This is a genomic window from Kitasatospora sp. NPDC047058 (genome assembly GCF_040643935.1).
Lineage (GTDB): Bacteria > Actinomycetota > Actinomycetes > Streptomycetales > Streptomycetaceae > Kitasatospora.
In genome coordinates this window covers 1-5297 of sequence record NZ_JBEYVJ010000436.1, presented here as the reverse complement: position 1 = coordinate 5297, position 5297 = coordinate 1, and the positions used below count along the sequence as shown (strand labels likewise).

Below are 5297 nucleotides of genomic sequence, written 5' to 3'. Positions count from 1 at the left end.
GCCCGGGAGCCCGTCGACCGCCAGCAGTGCCGCGCCGATCGCGCCCGCGTCGTTGGCGAAGCGGGCCGCCAGCAGGGGCACGGGCGGGCGGTCCCCGGGCGAGTAGAGGGCGCGCGTGAACGCCGTGCGCGCGGGGGCGAGCAGCAGGTCTCCCGCGGAGATCGGGCCGCCCCCGACGACCATGACGGCGGGATCGAACAGGTTGGCCAGCGCGGCCAGCCCGACACCGGTGAGCGTGCCCACCCGGTCCAGGATCTCCAGGGCCCGCCCGTCGCCGTGCCGGGCGGCCTCGGTGACCGCCTCGCCGACATCGGGGGAGTCACGGCCGGTCAGCCGGGTCGCCAGCAGCGATTCGGGGTGCGCTGCCGCGGCCTGCCGCCCGAGCCGCGCGATGGTGGCCCCGGAGGCCGAGACCCCCCAGCACCCGCGCCTGCCGCACTCGCACGGCGGGCCGTGCGGATCGACCGTCAGGTGGCTGGCCTCGGCAGCGAAGCCGTGCGCGCCGCGGAGCAGGCGTCCGGCGACGACCACGCCGCACCCCAGCCCGGTGCCCAGCGTCACCAGCACCAGGTGGTCGTGCCCGCGCCCCGCTCCTAGGCGGTACTCGGCCCACGCGGCCACGTTGGCGTCGTTGTCGGCCACCACCGGGAGTCCCACCGCGTCCGCGATCAGCGTGCGGAGCGGGGCCCGCGCGAAGTCCAGGCCGGGCGCGAAGGCCAGCGCCCCGGTCGAGGCGTCGACCATCCCCGGCAGGCCGACCCCGACGGCGGCGACCCGCTCGCCGCGCACCTGCGCGACGAGGCCGCCGATCGCGGCCACGAGTTCCTCCGCCGTGCGGCGCGGTGTGGCGCAGCGGGCCCGCGCCACCACCGTGCCGTCCGCCGTCACCCGCACCGCGGCGGTCTTGGTGGCGCCCACGTCCACGCCGACGGCCTCCACCGGGCCGGCGGCCGGGCCCGGGGCGTTCACGGCCCCTCCGGGAGGAGCACGCGGGCCTCGCCGTCCGGCGCTGCCGTGCGGACGGCGAAGCCGGCCGGCCCGCGGACGGCGGACAGGTCGCACGGCCGGTCGGCGGTCAGCAGATCACGCCCGGCCCGGACCCGGACCGGCGCTCCCGCGCCGGTCTGCTCGTTCAGCCCCTTCACGTAGCAGGCGCCCAACCGTCCGTGCGACACCCGCACCGCGGCACAGCCGCCCGCCACGAGGTCGACGCCGACGGGGTGTCCGCCGCACCTGGTCCGGGCCCGCAGGGGTCCGTCCGAGCGGTTGAAGAGGAAGACGAGGACGTCCCCGGGATCCGCGGTGGTCCTGCGCAGTTCGAGCCACGGCCCCGGTCGGGGCCGCGGGTGTGCGCCGGGGATCCCGCCGAGCCACTCCTCGACGGCCGTCCCCGGCTCCTCCGTGCCGGGGGCGACCGTGCGCACCCCGGTCCGCCGTGCCGCGTCGGCCAGCTCGGTGCAGGGGCGCAGGTGTTCGTCGAGGCGGGGGAGCCGGCCGAGCAGGAGGAGCGGCCCGCCCTGCTCGGCGAACCGCGCGAGCCGGTGCTGCAGGGCCCGCTCCATGAAGCGGCCCGACACCGCGACCAGTGGCCCGGCGGCTGCGCCGGGTACGGCGGTGCGGCCGGTCAGTTCCTCCAGCCGGAACGGCAGGTTGCGCCGCAGGCAGTGGGCGACGAAGGGCACCAGGGTCAGACCGGCGTCGGGCACGGCCTGGTCGCGCCCGGCGGCCGCCCAGGACCAGGCGCCGATCGCGGCGTACGGCGGGTGGACGCCCCAGCGCACGCCGGGTTCCGGGCGGGAGACGGCCAGGACGTCCTGCTGGCCGGCCAGGAAGTGGGTCAGCACCTGCAGGGCGGCGTAGGACCGTCCGGGGCTGCCGTCGGTCAGGACGGGGGCGGCGTCCCCGTACGGCGGGTCGAACTGCGCGGGGTCGCCGGCCGCTCCCGGCCAGGCGCGGTCCACCGCGAGGTGGTGGCCCCAGCCCGAAGTGGCGCAGGCGGGGTAGACGTTGATGCCGGTCGCGCCGCAGGCGACGCCGAGCATGCTGTGGTGGACGGGCACCACCGGGTAGGCACAGCCCGCGTCCGCCCAGCGGAGGCCCCAGTTCTCCTCGATGTTGGGGCCCCGCCCGCCCTTGGCGGCCAGGACGTAGTTGACCAGGGCCTCCTCGTCGGTCAGGACGTTGCCCGCCCAGCTGGTGTAGGCGCGAGGGAGCGCGGCGGGTGCGCCGACCCGGTTCCGGGCCAGCCAGGCGTCGTGCCGTCCGGCGGCCCGGCGGGGGTCGCGGTCGGCCCTCGCCGGCGGGGAGTACGTGGTGAAGACGGGGATGCCGGGGCCGATCGCCTCGGCCAGCCGCGCCATCCCGGCGGAGAGCGCCTCGGCCGACCAGGCGCCCCACCTGGCCAGCGCGAGCCAGCCGTCCGGGTCCGCCGGCTGCTCCGGGCGGACGGGTGCCTCGGTGCCATGTGAGCCGGCGCCACGTGAGCCGGCGCCAGCTGGGTCGGCGCCCGGGGGGTCTCCGCCGGGTGTGAAGCGGGCGAAGGCGGCGGCACCCGGCCGCGAGTAGTCGAGCGCGTCGATCGGGAGGGCGGTCTCCCCGTAGTGCCCCTCGTTGCCGATCTGGACGGCGACGACCGCTCCGTGCGGGTGCAGGTACGGCCGCAGGAACGTGCCGACGGCGTGCAGCCAGCCCGTCGCGTCCGCCAGGAAGGCGGGGTCCAGGGCCGACGGAAGGGTGAACCGGTGGTACGGCAGTGGCCGTCCGTCGGCCGACCGTGCGGCGTGCCGGTCCGGGGCGAGCGTGGGGCTGATCCGGTCGGGCAGCCCGCCGAACGGGAGTTCGCCGTGGACGAACGGGCCAGGCTTCGGCAGGGCGAAAAGGCCGGCCGCCGCGACCAGCTCCAGGAAGGCGGCGAGGTTGCGGTTGCCGTCCCGGTCGAAGCAGTACCGCCGGCGGCCGCCCCGGGTGATCTCGTGGTGCCGCCAGGGGACGTAGCAGGTCACCGCCTCGATGCCGGCCTCGCGCAGGGCGCCCAGCTTGGCCGCCCACCTCCGGTGGTCGTCACGGTAGTAGGGGTACTCGCCGGTGATGAGGAACCGGGGCCGGCCGTCCAGGCGGAGCGTCCCGTCCTCGAACGACGGGCGTGCGCCGTCCGGTGCGCTCATGAGACCGGGCTCCCGTCCGGGGTGAGCAGGACCTTCATCGCGCTGTAGCCGTCACCGCCGTAGCCGTCACCGCCGCCGCCGTCACCGGCCGGTGCGACCGCCAGCAACGCCAGGGCCTCGGTGAACCGTTCGAGCGGCAGCACGTGCGTCACCAGCCGTTCGAGCGGGAGGTCCCGCGCCAGCTCCACCGCCAGCTCGAAGTCGGCGGGCCGGTACGGTCCCGCTCCCACCAGCCGGATCCCCCTGGTCACCAGGGCCCGCAGCGGGACGGCGGCGACGGCGGCCTCCCGCTCGCCCATCACGACGACGGTGCCCCCGGGCGCCACCGCGTCCAGGACGCCGCCGGGCGCCGAGCCCGTGGTGTCGACGACCACGTCCGGCGCGGGCCCGCGCGCCCGGGCCGCCTCCTCGGGGGCCTGCACCCGCACCGTCGGGGGCAGCAGCCCGCGGGCGATCTCCGCCCTTCCCGGGTCCCGCTCGGCGAGGGCCACCCGGGCGCCGCGCGAGGCCAGGACCATGGCGCACAGCGCGCCGATGGGGCCGGCACCGAGCACGAGCACCCGGTCGTCCCAGCGCGGCCGGGCCGCCCTCAGGTTGTTGAGCACGCAGGCGAGCGGTTCCACCAGGGCCCCGCGCCGGAAGGACACCCCGGCGGGCAGCCGGTGGACGAAGTGCTCGGGGACGACGGCGAAGCCGGCCATCGTCCCGTCGCGGTCGACGCCGACCTCCCGGCCCTCCTTCGCCGCGCAGTGCGCCGGCAGGCCCCGGCGGCAGGGGCGGCAGCGGCTGCAGTAGTAGGTCGGGTTGACCACCACGCGGTCGCCCGGCGCCACCGAACCGACGCCGGGGCCGGTCGCGGCCACCTCGCCGGCCGCCTCGTGACCCAGCACCACACCGCGCAGCGCCGGGAACTCGCCCAGCACGATCGCCCGGTCCGTGCCGCAGACACCGCTGACGGCCACCTTGACCAGGACGTCGCCGGAGCCGAAAGGCGGGGGTTCGCGGTCCCGGACGCCCGCCCGGCCGGCCCCTTCGAACACCACGGCCTTCATCGCGGCCTTCATCGCGGCCTCCCACCGGATCGTGCCGGGCTTGTCGTAGGGTCTGTCTTCAAACTCCCGTCGTCCGCCCGGAGGGCGGGCCGGGCGGCGTCTGGGTGCGTGCATCGCAAGGCGGAGGAGGGAGTCCATGCGGAGTATCGGCGACCGACGACAACGCGGCGAGGCGCGTGCCCAGACGTCGCCCGGCAGGCGGGAGTTTGAAGACAGACCCTAGAATGCCCGTCATGGTCATGCCCTGGCAGCCGGACGTGAGCGGTGCCCCGTCGGACCCGCGCCTGCGGATCCTGCTGCTCGGAGCGTCGGGGTTCGTGGGCGGCGGGCTCTGGGCCCACCTGGCGCACCGCCACGAGGTCGTCGGCACCTTCGCCACCCGTCCCGTCCCGGGGCTCGTCCACCAGGACCTGTGCGACGAACGGGGGTTGGCGTCGCTGGCGGCGGACGGCTTCGACCTGGTCGTCCACGCGGCCGGCCTGGTCCCGCTGGAGGCGGCCGAAGCCGACCCGGAGCTGGCCCACCGCCTCAACGTGCGCCCCGTGGAGGTCCTGCTGGACGCCGTGCGGGGCTCGGCCGCGAAGCTGGTCCTGCTGTCCAGCGACAACGTCTTCGACGGCACCCGTCCCACCTACACCGAGGAGGACCGGCGGTCCCCCGTCAACGTCTACGGGAGGACCAAGGCGGCCGCCGAGGACCTGCTGCTCGCCGCCGGGGGACACCTCGTCGTGCGGATCCCGCTCGTCTTCGGGCGCGGCCCCTGGGCGAACACCTTCCTGGCGCGCCTGGCCCGGCCGGTGACCACCGCCCGCACGGACCTGGTCTGCGCCCCCGTCTACCTTCCCGGCCTCGGCCCGGCCCTGGCCCGGCTGTGGGACCGCACGGGTGTCGTGCACTACGGCGGCAGCGACGTGGTGACCCGGTTCGAGCTGATGTCCCGCGTCCAGCGGGCCCTGGGCCTGCCGACCCGGGTGGTGGCCGTGCAGGGGGAGGGGTCCGGCCCGGTCCGCCGGCCGCCGAGGCTGGTGCTGCGCAGCACCCGGCACGGCCTGCTCGGCCCCGGCCTGGACGCCGCGCTCGC

4 protein-coding genes are annotated in these 5297 nt (G+C 77.0%); 1 reads left to right on the top strand and 3 read right to left on the bottom strand.

Annotated features, from left to right (window positions below; translation table 11 throughout):
- The 3 genes from ABZ885_RS34815 to ABZ885_RS34805 all read right to left on the bottom strand — a co-directional run.
- A partial coding sequence (locus ABZ885_RS34815; protein WP_360197862.1) for an ROK family protein occupies nucleotides 1-969 on the bottom strand: 969 nt, incomplete at its 3' end.
- On the bottom strand, nucleotides 966-3164 hold the full coding sequence (locus tag ABZ885_RS34810; RefSeq protein ID WP_360197859.1) for a beta-galactosidase: 2199 nt from the start codon (nucleotides 3162-3164) through the stop codon (nucleotides 966-968). The genes ABZ885_RS34815 and ABZ885_RS34810, both read right to left, overlap by 4 nt.
- The gene (locus ABZ885_RS34805; RefSeq protein ID WP_360197856.1) at nucleotides 3161-4228 is read right to left on the bottom strand and encodes an alcohol dehydrogenase catalytic domain-containing protein; all 1068 of its coding nucleotides are present in this window, start codon (nucleotides 4226-4228) and stop codon (nucleotides 3161-3163) included. The genes ABZ885_RS34810 and ABZ885_RS34805 overlap by 4 nt, the downstream gene beginning before the upstream one ends.
- A gap of 221 nt (nucleotides 4229-4449) precedes the next feature.
- Between ABZ885_RS34805 and ABZ885_RS34800 the strand changes: the two genes are divergently transcribed.
- A partial coding sequence (locus ABZ885_RS34800) for a sugar nucleotide-binding protein (protein WP_360197853.1) occupies nucleotides 4450-5297 on the top strand: 848 nt, incomplete at its 3' end.